The sequence below is a fragment of the Stutzerimonas sp. CXK-1 genome, assembly GCF_057738225.1.
On sequence record NZ_CM173217.1, the window covers coordinates 1,464,699 to 1,486,685 of the forward strand.

Sequence of the window (21,987 nt, forward strand, 5' to 3'; positions counted from 1 at the left end):
TTGAAAGGCTTGGCGCACGTTAATCGATGTCGGCCGGCGGGCAAAGCCTGGGATGCAGCTTCAGGGCAGCGGTGCGAAGAGCGCCTCGATATCGCCTGGCTGCAGCTCGGGCAGCTCGCGGGTAGCCCCCTCGAGCACGCCGGTCGCCAGCTCGGCCTTGCGCCGTTGCAGCTGCTGGATGTGCTCTTCGACGGTGCCGCGGGTGATCAGCCGGTAGACGAACACCGGTTTGTCCTGGCCGATGCGGTAGGCGCGGTCGGTGGCCTGGTTCTCTACTGCGGGGTTCCACCAGGGATCGTAGTGGATCACGGTGTCGGCGGCGGTGAGGTTCAGGCCCGTGCCGCCGGCCTTGAGGCTGATCAGGAACACCGGCGCCTCGCCGCGCTGGAAGCGCGCGACCGGCGTGCGCCGATCGCGGCTGTCCCCGGTCAGCTTGAGGTAGCCGATGGCGTGCCGCTGCAGCGCTTGCTCGATAAGCGCAAGCATCGAGGTGAACTGGGAGAACACCAGCACCCGACGCCCCTCGGCGACCAGCTCCCGCAGCATGTCGAGCAGGCTGTCGAGCTTGGCGGAACCCTCGCCCTGTCTGGGGGTGCCCGCCTCGCCCTTGACCAGTCGCAGGTCGCAGCAAACCTGGCGCAGCTTGAGCAAGGCCTCGAGGATGACCATCTGGCTGCTGGCCAGCCCGCGTCGGGCGATTTCTTCGCGTACCTTGCGATCCATGGCCAGCCGCAGATGCTCGTAGCGCTCGCGCTGCGCCTCGTTGAGTTCGACCCAGTGGACCATCTCGCTCTTGGGGGGCAGCTCGCTGGCGACTTCCTCCTTGCGCCGACGCAGCAGGAACGGTGCGATCCGCGCTTTCAGATGGGCCAGGCGATCCGGGTCGCCGTGCTTTTCGATCGGTGCGCGGTAGTCGCGGTTGAAGGCCTTGGCATCACCCAACCAGCCGGGCATGAGGAAATCGAACAGCGCCCAGAGCTCGCCGAGATGGTTTTCCAGCGGTGTACCGGTCAGGCACAGCCGTTGCCTGGCGTCGAACCGGCGCACGGCCTGCGCGGCCTTGCCCGACGGGTTCTTGATGTTCTGCGCTTCATCGAGCACCAACAGGTGCAGCGGTTGCTGGCGCAGCGATTCGATGTCTCGGGTCAGCAATGCGTAGCTGGTCAGCAGGAGGTCGTATTCGCCGAGCTGGGCGAAGTGCTTGCGTCGGCCGCTGCCTTGCAGGGCCAGTACCCGAAGCTGCGGGGCGAAGCGTGCGGCCTCGTCCTGCCAGTTGGGAATCAGGCTGGTCGGCATCACCACCAGCGCAGGGCGGTCGAGGCGGCCGGCCTCCTTCTCGATCAGCAGGTGGGCGAGGGTCTGCAGCGTCTTGCCCAGGCCCATGTCGTCCCCAAGAATGCCTCCACAGTGCAGCTCGCGCAGGGCCTGCAGCCAGGCCACCCCTTGCAGCTGATAGGGCCGCAGCGCTGCACCGAGCCCACTGGGCGGCGAGAGGGGCGCCTGGCGTAGCTGCTGCAGGCGGGTCGCGGCTTCACGCAGCGCTTCGCCGCCGTGCCACTGCAACCCCGCGTCGGCGAGGCCGGCCAGGCGTGCGCCGTCCTCGCGGCTCAGATGCAGCCGACCGCCTTCGAGGGCCTCGTCGAAATACAGCTCGCCGAGCGTGGCGAGGATCGGCCGCAGCCGCGCGAGGGGCAGCAGTACCTGCAACGGCTGGCCATCGCTGCGCCGCGCCTGGTCGAGCTGAATGCGCAGCTGGTCGTCGTCGCTGCGTTGCTGCAGCTGCCGAGGGCGCAGCAGATCGCCATGCTGGCGGATCAGCTTGAGCAGTACCGGAAGCAGCCCGATGCGCTGGCCGTCGACGAGAATGCCGACATCGAGATCGAAGCCGTTATCGGCTTCGCCTTCCTGGATTTCGGCGTACCAGTCATCGATGGGCGTCAGGTCGTACAGAAACCCCGGATGCATGTCGATCTGCCAGCCCTGGCGACGCAGCTCCGGCAACTGCTCGCGGACGAAGCGCAGCCAGGCATCTTCGTTGGGCAGCAGGTACATCTCCGCCGAATCCCTCGGCAGCGCCTGGCTCTGACGCAGCGCTACGCGAAAGCCGAGGGCCTCGAGCTGCCGCCGCAAGGCCTGCTCGGTCTGTGGCTGGCGGGCGATCAGCAGGAGCTCGTCGCCGTCCGGCTGGCGCAGGCGCTCGCCGTCGCGCTTGCCGTGCACCATGGCGTTGCCATAAACGAAGCTCAACCCGGCGCGGTGCTGGTATTCGCTGACCATGCGCTGGCTGCCTGGCTGGTAGTTGATCGCCAGGTGGCTGCCAAGGCTGAGCCTCGGAGCGGGCTGCAGGTCATCGACCAGGCGTTCGGCCCGGGGCGCCGTCACGCGTCGCTCCCGCATTGGCGAGCTGCGCAACCGCTCATGGCGGCGTGACCTTGATCAGCAGGCCGAGGCCTTGGTTGTCGAGGAAGTTGAGCCGGTTCGGCTCCAGGCGCCGCCGCGTGCTCAGGCGCTCGCTGCCGAGCAGTTCGCCATAAGCGCCGAAGCGGTTGATCCAGAAGGTCGCTTCGGCGGTCACGTATTGTCCGGGCTGCAGGCGCAAGGTGCCCTGCACGGGGTAGTGCGCGTAGTGCCGTTCGCCCGCGACGAGTGCGACCGGTTGCGTAGCGTGGGTAATCGGTTGCCGCCAGGCACGATGCAGCAGGACCTGGTAGCCCTGATCGGGTACCAGCTGCGCCGCCAGGGCCATCAGGGCCGGTTCGCGATAGTCGCGGTTACCCAGCAGCCGCGCGCCTTGCGCCCAGTCGTCCGGTGCCGGCCGGCTGGCCAGCAGGACCGGGCCCTGGCGAAACAGGATGAGTTCGATCCGGTATTGCTGCTCGGCCAGCAGGGGCGAGCAGAACAGCGCCGCCAGCACGGCGGCGCAGTACGACAACCGCATAGAGCGTCCTTATTGGTCTGTCGGGGCGAGGCGTTCGAGCAGCGCTTCGAGCGTATTGAAGCGTTCTTCCGGCCGCTCCATCGGGACCTGGAATTTGAACAGCGTAGCGCCCTCGAACTTGTAGCGACTGGGCTGGCTCTGGATCAGCTTGATCAACACCATCGGGTCGACCGAGGTGTCGGCCGAGAACTCGATGCGCCCGCCCTGCGGCCCGGCGTCGATCTTGACGATGCCGAGCTTCTCGGCCTGCAGCTTGAGCAGCGTCAGACGCACCAGGTTCTTGGTCGGCTCGGGCAACAGGCCGAAGCGGTCGATCATTTCCACCTGCAGCTCCTTCAGACCGTCCTCGTCGGCCGCATTGGCGATGCGCTTGTAGAGAATCAGCCGCGCATGCACGTCCGGCAGGTAGTCCTCGGGAATCAGCGCCGGCAGGCGCAGGTTGATCTCCGGGCCGCCGCCCAGTGGCTGCTCGAGGTTGGGTTGCTCGCCTTTCTGGATGGCCTTGACCGCACGCTCGAGCATCTCCATGTAGAGCGTGAAGCCGACCGCCTGGATCTGGCCGCTCTGGCCTTCGCCGAGCAGTTCGCCGGCGCCGCGGATCTCCAGGTCGTGGGTCGCCAGGACGAAGCCGGCGCCGAGATCCTGGGCGTTGGCGATGGCTTCCAGGCGCTTCTGCGCATCGTCGGTCATCTGCTTGCGCGGCGGCGTGAGCAGGTAGGCATAGGCCTGGTGGTGGCTGCGCCCGACGCGGCCGCGCAGCTGGTGCAGCTGGGCCAGGCCGAACTTGTCGGCCCGCTCGATGATGATGGTATTCGCGCTGGGCACGTCGATGCCGGTCTCGATGATGGTCGAGGCCACCAGCACGTTGAAGCGCTTGTGGTAGAAGTCGCTCATCACCTGTTCGAGTTCGCGCTCGCGCATCTGCCCGTGCCCGATGGCGATGCGTGCCTCGGGCACCAGCGTCTGTAGATCCGCGGCGCATTTCTCGATGGTCTTCACGTCGTTGTGCAGGTAATAGACCTGGCCGCCGCGCAGCAGCTCGCGCAGCAGCGCTTCCTTGATGGTCGGGTTGTTTGCCTCCATGACGAAGGTACGAACCGACAGGCGCCGCGCCGGCGGCGTGGCGATGATCGACAGGTCGCGCATGCCGGCCACTGCCATGTTCAGCGTGCGCGGAATTGGCGTGGCGGTCAGGGTGAGGATGTCGACCTCGCTGCGCAGCGCCTTGAGCTGCTCCTTCTGGCGCACGCCGAAGCGGTGCTCCTCGTCGATGATGACCAGCCCCAGATTGCTGAACTTGACGTCGTCCTGCAGCAGCTTGTGGGTGCCGATGAGGATGTCGATCTTGCCCTCGGCGAGTTCGGCGATGGCGTTCTGCACATCCTTGGCGGACTTGAAGCGGCTCATTACCTCGACGCGCACCGGCCAGTCGGCGAAGCGGTCGCGGAAGCTGTTGTAGTGCTGCTGGGCGAGCAGGGTGGTCGGTACCAGTACGCCGACCTGCCGACCGCCGTGCACGGCGATGAAGGCCGCACGCATGGCGACTTCGGTCTTGCCGAAGCCGACGTCGCCGCAGACCAGCCGGTCCATCGGTTTTGGCGCGAGCATATCGGCCCGCACCGCATCGATCGCCGCTTGCTGGTCGGGGGTTTCCTCGAACGGGAAGCCGGCGGCGAAGGTTTCGTAATCGACCTGCGGATCGGTGAATGCGTAGCCCTGGCGCGCCGCGCGCCGCGCGTAGATATCCAGCAGTTCGGCAGCGACGTCGCGTACCTGCTCGGCGGCCTTGCGCTTGGCCTTCTGCCATTGTTCGGAGCCGAGCTTGTGCAGCGGCGCCAGCGCATCGTCGCTACCGGTGTAGCGGGCGATCAGGTGCAGGCTGGACACCGGCACGTAGAGCTTGGCGTCGTCGGCGTACTGCAACAGCAGGAATTCCTGCGCCTGGCCTTCGATCTCCAGCGTGACCAGCCCCTGGTAACGCCCGACGCCGTGGTCGATATGCACCACCGGCGAGCCTTCGCGCAGCTCGGTGAGGTTGCGAATGACGTTGTCGCCACCGTCGCGGCCCTTTTCCCGCCGCCGCCGCTGCATGACGCGCTGGCCGAACAGCGGGCTTTCGGCGATCAGTGCGAGGTCATCGAGCAGCATGCCTTCGTCGAGCGGTGCGATGGTGATCGCCAGGCGTTCCGGGCTTTGCAGGAACCCGGGCCAGCCGTCGACCTCGACCGGGCGCAGCTTGAGTCGCGCCAGCAGCTCTAGCAGCACCTCACGGCGCCCGGCCGATTCGGCGCTGAACAGGACGCGGCCGGGGTATTCGTCGAGAAAGCGGCGCAGCTTGCCGAGCGGCTCGCCAGCCTTGGCTTCGATGGCCAGGTCCGGCAGCGTCTGCACCGAGAAGCGTTGCCGGCCCACGCCCGGCTCGATGTCCTGTGCGCTGGCGATCACGCGCGGCCAGTGCTTGAGCCGCGCGAAGCAGTCTTCCACCGGCATGAACAGCTCGGCCGGCGGCAGCAGGGGGCGTTCGGGGTCGACGCGGCGCTCCTCGTAGCGATTGCGCACGTCGTTCCAGAACTGCTCGGCGGCCTGCTCGATGCCGGGCAGGGAAAACACCTGGGTGTCGTCTGGCAGGTAATCGAACAGCGTCGCGGTCTCGTCGTAGAACAGCGGCAAGTAGTATTCGATGCCGGCAGGGGTAATGCCGGTAGAGAGATCCTGATAGATCGGGCAGCGGCGGAAATCGACGTCGAAGCGCTCACGAAAGCGCGCACGGAATCCCGTGACGGCTTCCTTCTTCAGCGGGAACTCGCGTGCCGGCAGCAGTCGCACCGAGTCGACCTTGTCGACCGAGCGCTGCGATTCGGGATCGAAGGTGCGCAGTGTCTCGATCTCGTCGTCGAACAGGTCGATGCGATAGGGCTGCGCGCTGCCCATGGGGAACAGGTCGATCAGTGCGCCGCGCACGGCGAACTCGCCATGCTCGTAGACGGTGTCGACGCAACGGTAGCCGGCGGCCTCAAGGCGCGTGCGCATCTCCTCGACCTCGAGCTTCTGGCCGACGTCCAGTACCAGGCTGGAGCCGAGCAGGAAGCGCTTGGGGGCCAGCCGATGTAGGGCCGTGGTGACCGGCACTACCAGCACGCCGTGGGCCAGCGACGGCAGGCGGTAGAGCGTGTCGATGCGCTGCGAAATGATGTCCTGGTGTGGCGAAAACAGATCGTAGGGCAGGGTTTCCCAGTCCGGGAAATGCAGCACCGGGAGTTCGGGGGCGAAGAAGGCGAGCTCTTCCTGCAGGCGGTCGGCGCTCTGGCTATCGGCAGTCAGCAGAAGGGTGAATCGGTTGGCGTTGCTGGCGGCTTCGGCGATCGCCAGGCTCAGCGCAGCTCCGGAAAGGTTGCCCCAGTGTTGCTTGCCGCCGGCGGCAGGCAGGGGCGCAAGGCGCAGGACGGACACGAGTGGGCGTGGCTCCGATCGAAAAATAGGCCGGCGGGATTGTAACTATCGACATGCGCGGCTGTCAGTGTTTCGTCCGCTGCACAATGGCGGGCGCCAAGGAGTGACATTCATCTTCCGGCAGGGGAGGGCTGATGACACGCACCTGGCGCGCCGTCATAATGTAGCCCCTTTTTTCAGCCCCTACATGTGGAAGGAACTGTCCCGTGACTCAGAAGCCCGACCAGTGTCTTGGTGAATGGATTGACCGCGAAGCGCTCGCCGAAGCGATGATTCCGCTGATTGGTCAGCTGTACCGTAACAACAACGTGGTGACTTCGATCTACGGACGCGGCCTGATCAATCGTTCGGTCATCGAAATCCTCAAGGCCCATCGCTTCGCGCGTCACCGTCTGGCTGACGAGACCGAGCTGTCGGTTCACGATTCCTTCCAGGTGCTCAAGACCATGAGCGAGATGAACCTGGGCGCGGCGTCGATCGACCTGGGCAAGATGATCGCCAAGTACAAGGAAAAGGGCGAAGGGCGCGGCCTGGAACAGTTCGTGCGCGACGAGCTGTCGGCGGTTGCCGACAAGCGTCATGCCGCCGCAGGACACAAGGGCACCGACGTGGTGCTCTATGGTTTCGGCCGTATCGGCCGCCTGCTGGCACGTATCCTGATCGAGAAGACCGGTGGCGGCGACGGGCTGCGCCTGCGTGCCATCGTCGTGCGCAAGGGGGCGGAGAACGATCTGATGAAGCGCGCCAGCCTGCTGCGCCGCGATTCGGTTCATGGCCCGTTCAATGGCACCATCACCATCGACGAAGCCAGCAACACCATCAGCGCCAACGGCAACCTGATCCAGGTGATCTATTCGAACGATCCGTCTTCGGTCGATTACACCCAGTACGGTATCGAGAACGCCCTGCTGGTCGACAACACCGGCAAATGGCGTGATGCCGAAGGCCTGAGCCAGCACCTCAAGTGTGCCGGCGTCGCCCGCGTGGTGTTGACCGCGCCGGGCAAGGGCGAGCTGAAGAACATCGTCCACGGCATCAACCACGGCGAAATCACCGCCGACGACAAGATCATCTCTGCGGCTTCCTGCACCACCAACGCCATCGTGCCGGTGCTCAAGGCGGTGAACGACCAGTACGGCATCGTCAACGGTCACGTGGAAACCGTCCACTCCTACACCAACGACCAGAACCTGATCGACAACTTCCACAAGGGCAGTCGTCGTGGCCGCAGTGCTCCATTGAACATGGTGATCACCGAGACCGGCGCGGCGACCGCGGCTGCGAAAGCGCTGCCGGTGCTCAAGGGCAAGCTGACCGGCAATGCCATCCGCGTGCCGACGCCGAACGTCTCGATGGCCATTCTCAATCTCAACCTCGAGAAGGCGACCAGCCGCGACGAAATCAACGAGTACCTGCGTCAGGTGGCCATGCACTCGGAGCTGCACAAGCAGATCGACTTCGTCAACTCGCCGGAAGTTGTTTCAACGGATTTCGTCGGTTCCCGCCACGCTGGCGTGGTGGACGCCGAGGCGACCATCTGCAGCGACAACCGCGTCGTGCTCTACGTCTGGTATGACAACGAGTTCGGCTACAGCTGCCAGGTGGTGCGCGTCATGGAGGAAATGGCCGGGGTCAACCCACCCGCCTTCCCGCGCTGAACGCCAGCGGTCGCCAACAAAACGGGAGCCTCAGGGCTCCCGTTTTTTTATTACCCAGAGGTCGAGTTTCCTCTGGGCGTTATTCAGGGTTTGCTTGTCTGCAGTCAAAAAGCAGCCTGCTTCGGGTGGCCATGCGGCAAGGCAGACCTCTATAATCGGGCGGATTTTTTACCTGGACCTGCGGCATAGCGCCGCGCCGAAGTCATGTCGGCGTGGCGGAGCGGCTATTAGGCCGCGATTGTCACGCAGGTGCGGAAAGTGCTTATAAATTAATTGGTTAGGCAAACCGATGATCAATATAAAACGAGGGCTGGATCTGCCCGTCGCCGGGGAGCCCGCGCAGCGGATCGAGGCTGGCAGGCCCATCAGGAGCGTCGCGGTCATAGGCTTTGATTATCCGACCATGAAGCCAACCATGGCCGTGCAAGTGGGTGATCGGGTCAAGCTTGGACAAGTGCTGTTCTCCGACAAGAAAACGCCCGGGGTCCACTACACTGCGCCGGGTGCCGGCGTGGTCAGCGCGATCAATCGCGGCGAGAAACGCGTCCTGCAGTCGGTCGTGATCGACCTGGAAGGTGACGATCAGCTGGAGTTTGCCAGCTATCCTGCCGCCCAACTCGAGGCGCTGTCCGCCGAACAGGTTCGCGAAAATCTCCAGCAGTCCGGGCTGTGGACGGCGCTGCGTACTCGCCCGTACAGCAAGGTGCCGGCGGTCGACGCCATGCCCAGTTCGATCTTCGTCACGGCGATCGACACCCACCCGCTGGCCGCCGACCCTGTCGTGATCATCAGCGAGCAGCCGGAAGCCTTCGAAAACGGCCTGAAAGTGCTCGGCAATATCGCACCGATCTTTCTGTGCAAGGCTGCTGGTGCAGCGCTGCCCGGCGAGGGTTTGGCCAAGGTCCGAAGCGAAGCCTTCCAGGGACCGCACCCGGCCGGGCTTGCGGGTACCCATATCCACTTTCTCGATCCTGTCAGTGCGACCAAGAGTGTCTGGAATATCGGCTATCAGGACGTCATTGCCATCGGCAAGCTGTTCGTCAGTGGCCGGCTCTCGGTAGAGCGTGTCGTTTCGCTGGCCGGGCCGGTCGTCGACAAGCCGCGCCTGGTGCGCGCGCGCCTCGGCGCCAACCTCGACGAGCTCACTGCCGGTGAATTGCAGCCGGGAGCCAATCGCGTGGTCTCGGGTTCGCTGCTCGGCGGCCGCACCGCGCATGGTGCGTTCGCCTATCTCGGCCGCTACCACCAGCAGGTGTCGTGCCTGCGCGAGGGCAAGGAGCGCGAGATGCTGCACTACCTGCGTGCGGGCTCCGACAAGCACTCGGTGCTGAACATCTTCATCTCCAAGCTGATGGGCGCCAAGAAATTCGCGCTTACCACCACCACCAACGGCAGCCCGCGCGCGATGGTGCCGGTCGGTAACTACGAGCAGGTCATGCCGCTGGACATCCTGCCGACCCAGCTGCTGCGTTCGCTGATCGTCGGCGACACCGAGATGGCGCAAAAGCTCGGCTGTCTGGAACTCGATGAAGAGGACCTGGCGCTGTGCACCTATGTCTGCGCCGGCAAGTATGAATACGGCCCGATCTTGCGGGACAACCTGACCCGCATCGAGAAGGAGGGATAAGGCATGGGCATTCGCGCATTCCTCGACAAGATCGAGCACCATTTCGAGAAGGGCGGCAAGTACGAGAAGTGGTACGCGCTCTATGAAGCGGCAGACACCTTTCTCTATCGCCCCGGCAGCGTGACCAAGACCACCGCGCACGTGCGTGACGGTCTTGATCTCAAGCGCATGATGATCACCGTCTGGCTGTGCACCTTCCCGGCGATGTTCTTCGGGATGTGGAACACCGGCTATCAGGCGAACCTGATCTATTCCGCCAACCCCGATCTGCTGCAAGCCCAGGGCGACTGGCAGTTCGCGTTGACCGCGATGCTCGCCGGTTTCGATCCGAACAGCCTATGGGACAACTTCATTCAGGGCGCCGCTTACTTCCTGCCGATCTACGCAGTGACCTTCATTGTCGGCGGCTTCTGGGAAGTGCTGTTCGCCTCGATCCGCAAGCATGAGGTCAACGAAGGGTTCTTCGTGACGTCGGTGCTGTTCGCATTGATCCTGCCGCCGTCCATCCCGCTCTGGCAGGTGGCGCTGGGCATCAGCTTCGGTGTGGTGATCGGCAAGGAAGTGTTCGGTGGCACCGGCAAGAACTTCCTCAACCCGGCGCTGACCGGTCGTGCCTTCCTGTTCTTTGCCTATCCGGCTCAGATGTCCGGTGATGCGGTCTGGACAGCGGTCGACGGTTTCGCTGGCGCGACCACGCTCAGCCTGGGCTTCGCCGGTGGTATCGACAACGTGGTGCAGAATGGCATCACCTGGATGGACGCCTTCGTCGGTACCATCCACGGCTCGATCGGTGAAACCAGCACCCTGGCCATCTTCATCGGTGGCGCTGTGCTGCTGCTGACCAAGATCGCTTCCTGGCGCATCGTCAGCGGCGTGATGCTCGGCATGATCGGTCTCAGCTATCTGTTCAACCTGATCGGCTCGGACACCAATGCCATGTTCGCCATGCCCTGGTACTGGCACATGGTCGCCGGTGGCTTTGCTTTCGGCATGATCTTCATGGCCACCGACCCGGTGTCGGCATCGATGACCAATACCGGCAAGTGGGTGTTCGGCATCCTCATCGGGGTCATGGTGGTACTCATCCGCGTGGTCAACCCGGCGTTCCCGGAAGGCATGATGCTGGCGATCCTGTTCGCCAACCTCTGTGCGCCTTTGATTGACCACTTCGTCGTTCAGGCCAACGTCAAGCGGAGGCTGGCCCGTAATGTCTAGTCAGAAAGAATCCACCGTTCGCACGCTGACGGTAGCCCTGCTGGTCTGCCTGGTGTGCTCGGTCTTCGTCGCCGGCGCGGCGGTCGCGCTGCGACCCACGCAACAGCAGAACGCGTTGCTGGACAAGCAGCGCAGCATTCTTGCGATCGCCGGACTGGGCGAAGCCGGCATGTCCGGCAAGCAGGTGCGCGAGCTGTTCAATGAACGCATCGTCACCCGTCTGGTCGATCTCGAAACCGGCAAATTCAGCGACGAGTTCGAGGCCAAGAGCTTCGATCCGCTGGCCGCCGCCAAGGATCCGCAGCTGTCGCAGGCTCTGCCGGCCGAGCAAGATATCGCCTCGATCAAGCGCCGTGAGCGTTACAGCATCGTGTACATCGTCGAGGGGCAGGGTGAGGGGGCGATCGATACCCTGATCCTGCCGGTCCGTGGTTATGGCCTGTGGTCCACGCTGTACGGCTTCATGGCGCTCGAGGGTGATCTGAACACGGTTGCCGGCCTGGGCTTCTATCAGCACGGTGAAACGCCCGGCCTCGGCGGCGAAGTGGACAATCCGAAGTGGCGCGGCCTCTGGCCGGGCAAGGAGCTGTTCGGTGACAACGGCAACCTGGCGATCCAGGTCGTCAAGGGTGGTGTCGATCCGAAGAGCCCGAAGGCCGACCATCAGGTCGACGCGCTTGCCGGGGCCACCCTGACCAGCAACGGTGTGAACAACCTGTTGCATTTCTGGCTCGGTGAAAACGGCTTCGGTCCTTTTATCGCTAACCTGCGTGCCGGGGAGGCCTGAACATGTCGCAACCCAAAGTCAAAGACGTTCTCCTGAATCCGATCGTCGCCAACAACCCGATCGGTCTGCAGATTCTCGGTATCTGCTCCGCACTGGCGGTGACCTCGAACCTGAAGACCGCGCTGGTGATGTCCATCGCGCTGACCCTGGTGACCGGTTTCTCCAACCTGTTCATCTCGATGATCCGCAGCCAGATCCCAAGCTCGATCCGCATGATCGTGCAAATGGTGATCATCGCCTCGTTGGTGATCCTGGTCGACCAGGTGCTCAAGGCCTATGCCTTCAGCCTGTCCAAGCAGCTGTCGGTATTCGTCGGCCTGATCATCACCAACTGCATCGTGATGGGGCGCGCCGAGGCGTTCGCCATGCAGAACCCGCCACTGCTTTCGTTCTTCGATGGCATCGGTAACGGCCTGGGCTACAGCGCCATGTTGATCGTGCTGGGTATCGTTCGCGAGCTGTTCGGCGCCGGCAAACTGTTGGGTTACACCATCCTGCCGGTGGTCAACGACGGCGGTTGGTACCTGCCGAATGGCCTGCTGTTGCTGCCGCCGTCCGCGTTCTTCCTCATCGGTCTGATCATCTGGGGCATCCGTAGCTGGAAGAAGGAACAGGTCGAGAAACCTGCCTTCAAGATGGCGCCGCAAGTCTCGAGCAAGGAGGCTTACTAATGGAGCATTACATCAGCCTGTTCGTCCGCGCCGTGTTCATCGAGAACATGGCCCTGGCGTTCTTCCTCGGCATGTGTACCTTCATCGCGATTTCGAAGAAGGTCGAAACCGCAATTGGCCTGGGTATCGCGGTGATCGTCGTGCAGACGGTCACCGTGCCGGCCAACAACCTGATCTACACCTACCTGCTGAAGGCCGGGGCATTGTCCTGGGCCGGGTTGCCGGATGTGGACCTGAGCTTTCTCGGTCTCCTGAGCTATATCGGCGTGATCGCGGCCATCGTGCAGATCCTCGAGATGCTGCTCGATAAGTACGTGCCCAGCCTGTACAACGCGCTGGGTGTGTTCCTCCCGCTGATCACCGTGAACTGCGCCATCATGGGTGGCACGCTGTTCATGGTCGAGCGTGACTACAACCTCGGCGAGAGCATGGTCTACGGGCTCGGCTCCGGCGCTTCCTGGGCTCTTGCCATCGCCTTGCTGGCAGGCATCCGCGAGAAGCTGAAGTACAGCGACGTACCGGAAGGGCTGCAGGGGCTGGGCATCACCTTCATCACCATCGGACTGATGTCGCTGGGCTTCATGTCTTTCTCTGGCGTACAGCTGTAAGGACGGGATGAACTGATGAGTTACGAAATTTTCCTCGCCATCGGCATGTTCACCGCCATCGTCATCGCGCTGGTGATGATCATCCTGGCTGCTCGCGCCAAGCTGGTATCCAGTGGCGATGTGTCGATCGAGATCAACGGTGAGCGCACGATCACCGTGCCGGCTGGCGGCAAGCTGCTGCAGACCCTGGCGGCCAACAACATCTTCCTGTCTTCGGCGTGCGGCGGCGGCGGTACCTGCGCCCAGTGCAAGTGCATCGTCGAGAGCGGCGGCGGCGAGATGCTGCCGACCGAGGAGTCGCATTTCACCCGCCGCGAGGCCGGTGAGGGCTGGCGTCTGTCCTGCCAGACACCGGTCAAGGCGGATATGAAGATCGAGGTGCCGGAAGAAGTCTTCGGCGTGAAGAAATGGGAATGCACCGTTGCGTCGAACCCCAACGTCGCGACCTTCATCAAGGAGCTTACGCTCAAGCTTCCCGAAGGCGAGAACGTCGACTTCCGGGCGGGTGGCTATGTGCAGCTGGAGTGTCCTCCGCACACGGTCAACTACAAGGATTTCGACATCCAGCCTGAATTTCGCGGCGACTGGGACAAGTTCAATCTGTGGAAGTACGTTTCCAAGGTCGACGAAACCACCATTCGCGCCTACTCGATGGCCAACTACCCGGAAGAGAAGGGCCTGGTCAAGTTCAACATCCGGATCGCCTCGCCGCCGCCGGGTCGTGATGATGTCCCGCCGGGCAAGATGTCGTCCTGGGTATTCGGCCTCAAGCCGGGTGACAAGGTGACCGTGTACGGTCCGTTTGGTGAGTTTTTCGCCAAGGATACCGATGCCGAAATGGTCTTCATCGGTGGCGGTGCCGGCATGGCGCCGATGCGTTCGCACATCTTCGACCAGCTCAAGCGTTTGAAGTCCACCCGCAAGATGAGCTTCTGGTACGGCGCCCGCTCGTTGCGTGAAGCGTTCTATGTGGAAGAGTACGACCAGCTGCAAGCGGAGAATCCGAACTTCGAGTGGCATCTGGCCTTGTCCGATCCGCAGCCCGAGGACAACTGGCAGGGGCCGACCGGCTTCATCCACAACGTGCTCTACGAAAACTACCTGAAGAGCCACCCGGCGCCCGAGGATTGCGAGTTCTACATGTGCGGCCCGCCCATGATGAACGCCTCGGTAATCAAGATGCTGACGGACCTGGGGGTCGAACCGGAGAACATCCTGCTCGACGACTTCGGCGGTTAGCATGATCAAAGCGCTACTGCAGCCCGTCTTGACTGCCGCTCTCGCGGCAGCCCTGACGGGCTGTCTGTTTCAGGACCGGCTCGAAAGCTTCGACGGGCCGACCATGGGCAGTACCTATTCGATCAAGTATGTGCGGGGCGACGGCGTGCCCGCGCGCGATGTGCTGCAGAAGGAAACCGAGCGGATATTGGCCAATCTGGACCGACAGCTGTCGACCTACAGAGCCGACTCGGACATCGCCCAATTCAACCGGCTGCCGGCCGGGCAGTGCCAGGCCGTGCCTGAGGCTGTACGTGAGCTGGTCGCCGCCGGCGAGCGGCTATCCAGGCAGACTGGCGGCGCCCTCGACCTCACGCTGGAGCCGTTGCTCGACCTTTGGGGGTTTGGCCCGCAGGGGCGCATGGAGCGCATTCCGTCCGAGAGCGAAATCGCCACGGCGCGGGAAAACGTCGGTCACCGACATCTGCGAATCGAAGGCGAGCAGCTTTGCAAGGATGTTGCCGCCCAGGTCGACTTCAACAGTATCGCGGCGGGCTATGCGGTGGATCGGGTCGTGGCGCGGCTGAAGGCGCTCGGCGTGAAGAGCTATCTGGTCGAAATTACCGGTGAGCTCAAGGCCGAAGGGCACAAGCCGGACGGCCAGCCCTGGCGGATCGCGATCGAAGCGCCACGTGACGACCAGCGAGTAGCGCAGCGGATCGTCGAACTCGATGGCCTCGGTGTGTCGACCTCTGGCGACTATCGCAACTATTTCGAGCGGGATGGCCGGCGCTATTCCCATACAATCGACCCGACCACCGGCGCCCCTATCGAGCATCGGTTGGCCGCTGTCACGGTGCTGCATCCCTCGACCCTCGAAGCCGATGGTTTGTCGACGGCACTGATGGTGCTGGGGCCGGACAAGGGACTGGAGTTCGCCAATCGGCACCAGCTCGCGGCCCTCTTCGTCGTGCGGCAGGGTCAGCAATTCGTCAGTACGAGCACCACGGCTTTCAAACAGCTGTTCGGTGAAGGAGAAGACAAATGACCTGGCTACTGGTTTTTCTGGTGATGCTTCTCGTCGTCTTTGGCATGGCCATTGGCGTGATCATGGGGCGCAAGCCGATTGCGGGTTCTTGTGGAGGTATCGCGGCCTTGGGAATCGAGAAGGAATGCTCGATCTGCGGAGGCAGCCGCGAAAAGTGCGAGGAAGTGAACCAGGAGCGAGCGCAGACGCAGAGCGACCTGGCCTACGACGCGACCCGTAAGTGAGTGGATTCGGCCCGTGTCGAGCGCCGTGCGCCCCGCGGGCACTGAAGGATTGTTTGGTGCGGCGCTAGCGTAGCGACCGCGTTTGGGGAGTACATATGGCTGTCTATAACTACGATGTGGTGGTGCTGGGCTCCGGCCCGGCCGGCGAAGGCGCGGCGATGAACGCCGTCAAAGCCGGGCGCAAGGTCGCCGTGGTCGACAATCGACCGCTGGTGGGCGGCAACTGCACCCACCTGGGGACCATTCCGTCCAAGGCGCTGCGTCACTCGGTGCGCCAGATCATGCAGTACAACACCAACCCCTTGTTTCGTCAGATCGGCGAGCCGCGCTGGTTCTCCTTCCCGGACGTGCTCAAGAGCGCCGAGAAGATCATCAGCAAGCAGGTGACCTCGCGCACCGGTTACTACGCGCGCAACCGGATCGATACCTTTTTCGGAACGGCCAGCTTCGCCGATGAGCAGAGCGTCGAGGTGGTCTGCCTGAACGGTATGGTCGAGAAGCTGGTGGCCAAGCAGATCGTGATTGCCACCGGGTCGCGCCCCTATCGCCCGGCTGACATCGACTTCAACCACCCGCGGATCTACGACAGCGACACCATCCTTACGCTGAGCCATACGCCGCGTCGGATGATCATCTACGGGGCCGGGGTGATCGGCTGCGAATATGCTTCCATCTTCAGTGGCTTGGGCGTGCTCGTCGATCTCATCGACAATCGCGATCAGCTGCTGTCGTTCCTCGACGACGAGATTTCCGATGCGCTGTCCTACCACCTGCGCAACAACAATGTGCTGATCCGGCATAACGAAGAGTACGAGCGCGTCGAGGGGCTGGACAACGGTGTGATCCTGCACCTGAAGTCGGGCAAGAAGATCAAGGCCGATGCCTTCCTCTGGAGTAACGGGCGCACCGGCAACACCGACAAGCTGGCGCTGGAGAACATCGGCTTGAAGGCCAACAGCCGTGGCCAGGTTCAGGTCGACGAGCACTACCGCACCGAGGTCGGCAACATCTATGCGGCGGGCGATGTGATCGGCTGGCCCTCGTTGGCCAGTGCAGCCTACGACCAGGGGCGCTCGGCAGCCGGCAGTATCGTCGAGAACGATACCTGGCGGTTCGTCGACGACGTGCCGACGGGCATCTACACCATTCCGGAGATCAGCTCGATCGGCAAGAACGAGCGCGAGCTGACGCAGGCCAAGGTCCCCTACGAGGTCGGCAAGGCGTTCTTCAAGAGCATGGCGCGCGCGCAGATCTCCTACGAACCGGTCGGCATGCTGAAGATCCTCTTCCATCGCGAAACGCTAGAGGTGCTTGGCGTGCATTGCTTCGGCTATCAGGCCTCGGAGATCGTGCATATCGGTCAGGCGATCATGAACCAGAAGGGGGAGGCGAATTCGATCAAGTACTTCGTCAACACCACCTTCAACTACCCGACCATGGCCGAGGCTTATCGGGTCGCGGCGTTTGACGGTCTGAACCGGCTTTTTTGAGAGGCTCCGACCGGTGGCCTGAGCCGGTCGGAGGCACCGGTGATTCCCGGCAATGGCATTGGCCCAACCGGGAAAGCCTTTAGATCAGGTCACGGTAGCGTACCGCATGCTGCCAAGCGTCCAGGCCCGTCGGCACCCGCCGGCGGGCCTTTTCGTTTTCCGCTACCGTCCGGCCAGGGTGGTGGTGGCAAGCCTGGGGAAGTCGGTGATCAGGCTGTCGACGCCCATGTCCGCCAGACGCAGCATGAGTGCCGGCTCGTTCACCGTCCAGGTGGAGACATGCAGGCCTTGTCGCTGTGCCTTGAGCAGTCGCCCGGGCGTACAGAGCGTCCATTTCAGGGCTAGCAGGTTGCAGCCATACGCCTTGGCGACCTTCAGCGGGTCGAGCCAGCCATACTCGGCGACCAGGCCGCGGGAAAGATGCGGGGCCAGCTCGGCAAGCGCCTTGAGCACCACGCGCGATCCGGAGGTCACCGTGATCCGCTCGCTAAGGCCGTGGCGCTCGGCCAGGGTAGCGATCGCCAATACCGTCCGCCTGGCGCGTTCATGCGATGCGCTTTTGACTTCCAATTGCCAATGCTCGAAGTCGCAGCTAGCAAAAAGCTCTTCCAGGCGTGGAATCGGGCACGGCTGTTCCCAACCGGGGCCACCGAGGCGAGCGTCGTAGCTGGCAAGCTCCTGCGCACTGTGTTCGGCGACTTTGCCGCGCCGGCCGGTGGTGCGCTTCAATGTGGGATCGTGGATGACCATCAGCTCGCCATCGCGAGAGAGATGTAAATCGAGTTCGCAGCGGTTCACACCGTCTTGCAGGCACAGCTGAAAGCCGGCCAGTGTATTTTCCGGCGCTTGGCCCTTTGCGCCTCGATGGCCATAGATCTGGGTCACGGTTGCTGCTGATCCTGAGGAAGATGAAGAGGCCGATGGTCGATGACGCTGTCGATGACGCGGTCGCCTTCGAAGTAGACCGAAAAGGTGCGGTAGTCCCAACGGGTGATCGGCGGCTGGCCGACAGGGAATGTTCGTTGTCGGGCAACCCGAAGCGTTCCAGCACTGCGCCCTTGCTAGCCCCGCGCGAGGGTAGCGCCAGCTCGCCGCCGCCCTGTTGGCCGAGCGGAATGATGATCTGTTCGGCCTGTAGCGCACTGCTGAAGGCGAGGGTCAGGCTGAGAAGGGCGTAGCGCAACATCGGATCAATCTCCTTGCGGGGTCTCACGGGCCAGGCGACGTTCCAGCGCCTGTTTCTGCAGGATATGCCGAGCCAGCAGTTGCCGTTGTGCGTCAGTCAGCGCTTCGAATTCCGTGCCGAGCTGAAACTTACCGCCTTCCGCGGCTTCGCAGTGCAGGACGCGTGCAGCGAGCAACAGGCCGAGGCCCTGCGGCAAGAGAACCATCTTGAGGAGCAGCGGCGTGCCAACCCTAATCGGCTGCTCGTGAACGAAGCTAACGCCACCTTCCGACAGGATGACGTCGCGCTCGCAGTCGCCCTCGGCGAGCAATCCCTGCGCCAGCGCCTGGCCGAGCAGGTCGATGCGTCGGTTTTGCACCTTCAGGTAGTTGGCCAGGGTGCGATTCTGATCGGCAATTTGCCGCAACAGATGCTGGGACTCGAAATCCAGCTGATGCAGCTCGGCGAGCAAGGCGAACTGCCGTGGCAGCGCAGGCGGCTGATTGTTACCGTCCGCTTCAGCGGGCAGTATTTCCAGTGCGATGCGGTCCTCGATACGGTAGTATTCCCGGCGTTCTTCAGTGTCTTGTGTCGGCATGGCACGCCCCGCTAACGATGGTGGCGTGAGTCTATCAGGCCTTCGGGCATCAGCCGTCACGCTCGTTTTTCCCCGCCAGCGAATAAGTCGACCTATGTTCAGACCGCTGTCCGTGTTCATCGGAGCGCGCTATACACGCGCCAAGCGCCGCAGCCTGTTCGTCTCCTTCATTTCCTTCACCTCGATGATCGGCTTGGCCCTGGGCGTGCTGGTGATGATCCTGGTCCTGTCAGTGATGAATGGCTTCGATCATGAGATGCGTACCCGTGTGCTTGGCATGGTGCCGCACGCGACCCTCGAACGCGCCGTTCCAATCGATGGCTGGGAGGCGCTCGCCGCGCGAATCCAGGCCAACCCACAGGTGGCGGCCGTCGCCCCGTTCATCCAGGCCCAGGGTCTGCTGACCAATCGAGGCCAGGTGAGCAAGATCCTGATCAATGCGGTCGATCCAACGGCAGAGCGCAGGGTTTCGATCATCGATCAGTTCTTCCGCGAGGGCTCGCTGGACGACCTGGCCCCGGGTGAGTTCGGCATTGTCATCGGCGACAAGGCGGCGCAGAAACTCGGCCTTGCCGTCGGTGACAAGGTGACGTTCGTTGCTCCGGAAGTGACCGTCACGCCGGCGGGGATGTTTCCGCGCATGAAGCGCTTCACCGTGACAGGCATCTTCCATGTCGGCGCTGGCGAGATCGACGGCTACGTTGCGATGGCGAATATTGCTGACCTGGCACGTCTCAAGCGCTGGAAGCCCGGGCAGGTGCAGGGGCTGCGGCTGCGCTTCGAAGACTTGTTCCAGGCGCCTCGCATCGCCTGGGAGTTGGCCGGCCAGCTGGGTGAGGACTACTACTCGCGCGATTGGACGCGTACGCACGGCAATCTCTACCAGGCCATTCGCATGGAAAAGGCGATGATCGGGTTGCTGCTGCTGCTGATCGTGGCCGTGGCCGCCTTCAACATCATCTCGACGCTGGTCATGGTCGTTACCGACAAACGTGGCGATATCGCCATCCTGCGCACGCTGGGGGCAACGCCACGGCAGATCATGGCGATCTTTATGGTCCAGGGCACGGTCATCGGCGTGGTCGGCACGCTGGTCGGAGCCGTACTTGGCATCCTCGCCGCGCTGAACGTCAGTGCCGGCATCGCCTGGCTGGAGCGGCTGATCGGGCACAAATTTCTCAATGCGGACGTCTATTTCATCGACTATCTGCCGTCCCGTCTGCTGGCTGCCGACGTGATCCAGGTCTGCGTCGCGGCACTGCTGCTGAGTTTCCTTGCCACGCTGTATCCGGCCTGGCGTGCCGCGCGCACGCAGCCGGCCGAAGCGCTACGTTATGAGTGAGCTGGCCATGAATGCTGCAAATCCCGAAAGCGCCGTCCTGAGTTGCCGCAACCTGGGCAAACGCTACGATCAGGGCCCGGAATCGGTCGAGGTGCTCGGCAATCTCGAACTGGAGCTCTTTCCCGGCGAGCGTGTCGCCATCGTCGGCAGCTCCGGCTCCGGCAAAAGCACCTTGCTCAACCTGCTCGGCGGGCTCGATACGCCCAGCGAGGGCAGCGTCTGGCTTGCGGGCGAGCAGCTTTCAGCGCTCAACGAGAAGGAGCGTGGACTGCTGCGCAATCGGGCGCTTGGTTTCGTCTATCAGTTTCACCATCTGCTGCCTGAGTTCACTGCGCTCGAGAACGTTTGCATGCCTCTGCTCATCGGCCGAACCGACCTCGCCGAGGCACGACGGCGTTCGACCGAATTGCTCGAGCGGGTAGGGCTTGGCCATCGTCTGGAGCACAAGCCCGCCGAGCTTTCCGGCGGCGAGCGGCAGCGTGTGGCTATCGCCCGTGCGCTGGTCAACCGCCCGGCGCTGGTCCTGCTCGACGAGCCGACCGGCAATTTGGATCACCATACAGCGCAAGGCATTCAGGAGCTGATGCTCGAACTTAGTCGCTCGCTGCGCACGGCGTTTCTGGTGGTGACCCACGACCCGCAGCTGGCGGCTCAGATGGACAAGATCCTGCGCCTGCAGGATGGCCGCCTGGTGGCTGAATGATGTTTCGTCCGCTCAGCCTGTTCATTGGCAGTCGCTACACCCGGGCCAAGCGCCGAAACCACTACATCTCGTTCATTTCGCTGACCTCGTTGATCGGCCTGGCGCTAGGCGTGCTGGCCATGATCCTGGTGCTGTCGGTGATGAACGGCTTCCAGCGTGAAATGAGCGCGCGCATCCTCGGGATGATTCCCCATGCGACGATCTTCGGCCCGGAACCGATCGAAGACTGGCAGTCGCTCGCGGCACGGATCGGGAAGCAGCCGCAGGTACTCGGCGCCGCGCCGCTTACCCAGCTCGAGGGCATGCTCTCCTACAAGGGCGCCATGCAGCCGGTGCAGATCAGCGGGATCGAGCCAAGCGCCGAGGCGCGGGTATCGATCGTCGCTTCGCGCATGATCGCAGGTCGCCTCGACGACTTGCGTCCCGGTGACTACGGCGTGGTGCTGGGGGTGATCACGGCCAGGCGCTTCGGGCTCTCGGTAGGTGACAAGCTGACGCTCATCGTGCCTGAACCGAGTGATGCTCCCGGTGGCGTCACGCCGCGCATGCAGCGGCTGACCGTGGTTGGCCTATTCAAAGTGGGCGCCGATCTCGACGGCAGCCTGGTGATGATCCATCGTGCCGACGCCGCGGCCATTCAGCGCTGGCCGGCCGATCAGGTTCAGGGCGTACGAGTGCGCCTCGCCGATCTGTATCAGGCGCCGGCTATCGCGGCCCGGATCGCCGCCACCTTGGGGCCGGGCTATCACGCTGAAGACTGGTCGAAGACGCAGGGTAGCCTGTTCAGCGCGATGAAGATGGAAAAGACCATGATCGGGCTGTTACTGATGCTGATCGTCGCGGTCGCCGCCTTCAACATCATCGCCACGCTGATCATGGTCGTTGCCGACAAGCGGGCGGACATCGCCATCCTGCGCACGCTGGGCGCCACGCCTCGGCAGATCATGGCGATCTTCATGGTGCAGGGCAGCATTATCGGCCTGAGTGGCACGCTGATCGGCGTGGTGCTGGGTGTGCTCGGCGCGCTCAATGTCAGTTCGCTGGTGGGTTGGCTCGAGCGCGTGTCGGGCCAGCACATCTTCAGCTCGGACGTCTATTTCATCAGCAGCCTGCCATCAGAGTTGCAGGTACTGGATGTCGTGGTCGTGGCTGCGGTGGCGCTTTCGCTCAGCTTTCTGGCGACCCTATATCCAGCCTGGCGCGCCGCGCAGACGCAGCCGGCCGAGGCATTGCGCTACGAGTGAG

Annotated in this window: 18 protein-coding genes and 1 pseudogene; 13 read left to right on the forward strand and 6 right to left on the reverse strand. The window is 63.4% G+C overall.

Features of this window, described 5'->3' with window-relative positions:
- Positions 1–60: 60 nt before the first annotated feature.
- The 3 genes from AC0KXH_RS06945 to mfd are packed head-to-tail and all read right to left on the reverse strand — an operon-like array spanning position 61 to position 6,388.
- Positions 61–2,382, reverse strand: a complete 2,322-nt coding sequence (locus AC0KXH_RS06945; RefSeq protein ID WP_488224398.1) for a DEAD/DEAH box helicase — start codon at positions 2,380–2,382, stop codon at positions 61–63.
- 34 nt (positions 2,383–2,416) lie between these two features.
- Complete coding sequence (locus AC0KXH_RS06950) at positions 2,417–2,938, reverse strand: CsiV family protein (RefSeq protein ID WP_200292975.1); 522 nt, start codon at positions 2,936–2,938, stop codon at positions 2,417–2,419.
- A 9-nt stretch (positions 2,939–2,947) separates the two neighbouring features.
- A complete protein-coding gene (mfd, locus tag AC0KXH_RS06955) occupies positions 2,948–6,388 on the reverse strand; it encodes a transcription-repair coupling factor (protein ID WP_061338489.1) in 3,441 nt (1,146 codons plus the stop codon).
- A gap of 206 nt (positions 6,389–6,594) precedes the next feature.
- On the opposite strand from mfd, the gene AC0KXH_RS06960 reads away from it, so the two are divergent.
- From AC0KXH_RS06960 to sthA, 10 genes are all read left to right on the forward strand, one after another.
- Positions 6,595–8,046 (forward strand): glyceraldehyde-3-phosphate dehydrogenase, encoded by a 1,452-nt coding sequence (locus AC0KXH_RS06960; RefSeq protein WP_041106143.1) that lies wholly within the window; start codon positions 6,595–6,597, stop codon positions 8,044–8,046.
- 289 nt (positions 8,047–8,335) lie between these two features.
- Positions 8,336–9,673, forward strand: a complete 1,338-nt coding sequence (locus AC0KXH_RS06965; protein WP_061340962.1) for a Na(+)-translocating NADH-quinone reductase subunit A — start codon at positions 8,336–8,338, stop codon at positions 9,671–9,673.
- Positions 9,674–9,676: 3 nt separating this feature from the next.
- A complete protein-coding gene (locus AC0KXH_RS06970; protein ID WP_488224399.1) occupies positions 9,677–10,888 on the forward strand; it encodes an NADH:ubiquinone reductase (Na(+)-transporting) subunit B in 1,212 nt (403 codons plus the stop codon).
- Entirely contained in the window at positions 10,881–11,675 is a 795-nt protein-coding gene (locus AC0KXH_RS06975) for a Na(+)-translocating NADH-quinone reductase subunit C (protein ID WP_041106138.1), read from the forward strand. The genes AC0KXH_RS06970 and AC0KXH_RS06975 overlap by 8 nt, the downstream gene beginning before the upstream one ends.
- Before the next feature lie 2 nt (positions 11,676–11,677).
- Complete coding sequence (locus tag AC0KXH_RS06980; RefSeq protein ID WP_041106136.1) at positions 11,678–12,346, forward strand: NADH:ubiquinone reductase (Na(+)-transporting) subunit D; 669 nt, start codon at positions 11,678–11,680, stop codon at positions 12,344–12,346.
- Positions 12,346–12,954 (forward strand): NADH:ubiquinone reductase (Na(+)-transporting) subunit E, encoded by a 609-nt coding sequence (gene nqrE / locus AC0KXH_RS06985; RefSeq protein ID WP_041106134.1) that lies wholly within the window; start codon positions 12,346–12,348, stop codon positions 12,952–12,954. Before AC0KXH_RS06980 ends, nqrE begins: the two co-directional genes overlap by 1 nt.
- 12 nt (positions 12,955–12,966) lie before the next feature.
- A complete protein-coding gene (nqrF, locus tag AC0KXH_RS06990) occupies positions 12,967–14,193 on the forward strand; it encodes an NADH:ubiquinone reductase (Na(+)-transporting) subunit F (RefSeq protein WP_173425373.1) in 1,227 nt (408 codons plus the stop codon).
- Positions 14,194–14,296: 103 nt separating this feature from the next.
- Entirely contained in the window at positions 14,297–15,220 is a 924-nt protein-coding gene (locus tag AC0KXH_RS06995; RefSeq protein ID WP_488224593.1) for an FAD:protein FMN transferase, read from the forward strand.
- Positions 15,217–15,444, forward strand: coding sequence for a (Na+)-NQR maturation NqrM (nqrM, locus tag AC0KXH_RS07000; RefSeq protein ID WP_041106128.1), 228 nt, complete (start codon positions 15,217–15,219; stop codon positions 15,442–15,444). The genes AC0KXH_RS06995 and nqrM overlap by 4 nt, the downstream gene beginning before the upstream one ends.
- Before the next feature lie 95 nt (positions 15,445–15,539).
- Positions 15,540–16,934 carry a Si-specific NAD(P)(+) transhydrogenase gene (gene sthA / locus AC0KXH_RS07005; protein ID WP_041106126.1) on the forward strand — a complete coding sequence of 465 codons (1,395 nt, stop codon included), beginning with the start codon at positions 15,540–15,542 and terminating at the stop codon, positions 16,932–16,934.
- A 162-nt stretch (positions 16,935–17,096) separates the two neighbouring features.
- Here the strand turns inward: sthA and AC0KXH_RS07010 are convergent, their stop codons facing one another.
- From AC0KXH_RS07010 to AC0KXH_RS07020, 3 genes and pseudogenes are all read right to left on the reverse strand, one after another.
- Positions 17,097–17,819, reverse strand: coding sequence for a glycerophosphodiester phosphodiesterase (locus AC0KXH_RS07010; protein WP_041106124.1), 723 nt, complete (start codon positions 17,817–17,819; stop codon positions 17,097–17,099).
- A pseudogene (locus tag AC0KXH_RS07015) lies at positions 17,816–18,120 on the reverse strand (phosphodiesterase). Before AC0KXH_RS07015 ends, AC0KXH_RS07010 begins: the two are co-directional and overlap by 4 nt.
- A 4-nt stretch (positions 18,121–18,124) precedes the next feature.
- A complete protein-coding gene (locus AC0KXH_RS07020; RefSeq protein WP_041106120.1) occupies positions 18,125–18,697 on the reverse strand; it encodes a PilZ domain-containing protein in 573 nt (190 codons plus the stop codon).
- Between the two features lie 94 nt (positions 18,698–18,791).
- Between AC0KXH_RS07020 and AC0KXH_RS07025 the strand changes: the two genes are divergently transcribed.
- The 3 genes from AC0KXH_RS07025 to AC0KXH_RS07035 are packed head-to-tail and all read left to right on the forward strand — an operon-like array spanning position 18,792 to position 21,986.
- Complete coding sequence (locus tag AC0KXH_RS07025; protein WP_488224400.1) at positions 18,792–20,039, forward strand: lipoprotein-releasing ABC transporter permease subunit; 1,248 nt, start codon at positions 18,792–18,794, stop codon at positions 20,037–20,039.
- Positions 20,032–20,742 (forward strand): lipoprotein-releasing ABC transporter ATP-binding protein LolD, encoded by a 711-nt coding sequence (gene lolD, locus AC0KXH_RS07030; RefSeq protein ID WP_061340956.1) that lies wholly within the window; start codon positions 20,032–20,034, stop codon positions 20,740–20,742. The genes AC0KXH_RS07025 and lolD overlap by 8 nt, the downstream gene beginning before the upstream one ends.
- A complete protein-coding gene (locus tag AC0KXH_RS07035; protein ID WP_061338732.1) occupies positions 20,742–21,986 on the forward strand; it encodes a lipoprotein-releasing ABC transporter permease subunit in 1,245 nt (414 codons plus the stop codon). The genes lolD and AC0KXH_RS07035 overlap by 1 nt, the downstream gene beginning before the upstream one ends.
- The last annotated feature ends 1 nt before the right edge of the window (position 21,987 follow it).